Below are 1,876 nucleotides of genomic sequence, written 5' to 3'. Positions count from 1 at the left end.
GCCGTGGCCGCGAAGCGCACCCTAGGTCTGTAAGATATCCACAAAACTGAAAAAGGATGTAAGGGATTTTGTCGAAAAATATTTTTTGGACACCCCTGAGGGGCCGAAAAGCCTTGATAAATCAACATTTCTAGAGGGAGAGTTGTCGCTTGATGAATCGAAGGAAGTGATCGATCAATGGAAGCAGCAAACCGAAGCGCGGAAAGCGGAAGTACAGCGGCTTGTACGCGAGCAAATCAAGCAGGTGATCGATAAACTCGACTTGGCGACGAAAGAAGACGTGCGGCAGCTCGAGGAGCGAATCCGCCGTCTTGAAGAAAAGGAACAAAGCGGGCAGTAAACCGATGCGGCCTGTCCGCTCGCTTTTTACCGCCTTAGGAGAGATGTCTCGATGATCGGAAAACGGGTGCGCCATATCGGAAGGTACCACGAAATCGCCGCCTCCTTGCTTCGGCACGGATTCGGGATGATCGTCGATGAGCTCGGCTTTTCGTCGTTTCTTTCGTTGCCGCCGCGATGGAGAGCGGAGCAAGGGAAAAAGGAAGGAAAAACGGTTGGGGAGCGGCTCCGCCTTGTGCTCGAGGAGCTCGGCCCGACGTTCGTGAAGCTCGGGCAAATTGCCAGCACACGGCCGGATTTGATTCCCGCTCCGATCATCAGTGAGCTCGAAAAGCTGCAAGACCAAGTTCCGCCGTTTCCGTTTGCCGATGTCCGCCGGATTGTCGAAGCGGAGTTTGGAAGTTCGCTGGAAACACTCTTTCGTTCATTTGAGGAAATGCCGCTCGCTGCCGCTTCGCTTGGACAAGTGCACCGGGCGGTTCTTCCTTCCGGACAGGCCGTGGCGGTGAAAGTGCAGCGCCCGCACATCGTTGCGCGGGTGGAGACGGATCTGGAAATTTTGCAAGATTTGGCCGTGCTGGCGGAACGCCGTCTCGATTGGGCGGCAACTTACCAATTGTCTGAGATTGTCGATGAACTGGCGCGTTCATTACGGCAGGAGCTGGATTATACAGTCGAGGCGCGCCATGCGGAACGGTTTGCACGGCAGTTTGCCGGCGATTCGTCGGTGTATGTCCCGAAGGTGTTTTGGGATTATACGACGAAAACAGTGCTCACGATGGAATATGTCGAAGGGATCAAACTCGGGGAGATCGAGCGGTTGAAAGCGAACGGCCACTCCTTAAAAACGATCGCCGAGCGTTTGGCTGAAGCAACCTTTCAACAAATGTTTGAGCATGGATTTTTTCATGGCGACCCTCATCCTGGCAATGTATTTGTTCTTGACGATGGAACGCTTTCCTTCATTGACTTTGGCTTGATGGGCCGCCTTCGACCTCATGTCAAACATCATCTTTCTTCACTCATCATCGCCTTAATGCGGCAAAACACGGATGGGGTGTTGGGTGCGATTTACGGTTTAGGAATTGTTCCTGACGGAGTCGATGAAGGAAAATTGCGCGATGATATTGACGAGTTGCGGGAGAAATACTACCGCGTCCCGCTCGGTGAGATCAGTCTTGGGGAAGCCGTCGAGGATTTGCTTTCGGTGGCATTTCGCCATGGCATTCGCATCCCAAGCGATTTGACGCTGTTAGGGAAAGCGCTGTTGACGGTCGAAGGGGTGGTGGAAATGCTTGATCCGCAGTTTCGCATCATGGATGTGGCCGAACCGTTTGGGCGGAAGCTGTTGAAAGACCGTCTTCGGCCTGACCGGGTGGCGGAAACGGCGTGGAAACGGATTTTCGACTACGGTGAATGGCTGCTTCGCTTGCCGGACAGCGTAAAGGAATGGACGAAAATGATGCGGCATGGCAAGCTTCGATTGGAAATCACGGCGCCTGATTTGGAAACGCTGCTAAAGAAGCTCGATCAGATT

Annotated in this window: 2 protein-coding genes; both read left to right on the top strand. The window is 53.5% G+C overall.

Annotated elements, in window-relative coordinates; translation table 11 throughout:
- The first annotated feature begins 142 nt into the window (after window positions 1–142).
- Complete coding sequence (locus tag IKE44_RS13180; RefSeq protein ID WP_287466149.1) at window positions 143–340, top strand: hypothetical protein; 198 nt, start codon at window positions 143–145, stop codon at window positions 338–340.
- Between the two features lie 51 nt (window positions 341–391).
- A partial coding sequence (locus IKE44_RS13175; protein WP_287466148.1) for an ABC1 kinase family protein occupies window positions 392–1,876 on the top strand: 1,485 nt, incomplete at its 3' end.

Source organism: Geobacillus sp. (assembly GCF_017515625.1).
Taxonomy (GTDB): Bacteria; Bacillota; Bacilli; order Bacillales; family Anoxybacillaceae; genus Geobacillus; species Geobacillus stearothermophilus.
The sequence above is the reverse complement of the archived record's forward strand: the minus strand, read 5'-3'. Positions and strand labels throughout refer to the sequence as shown.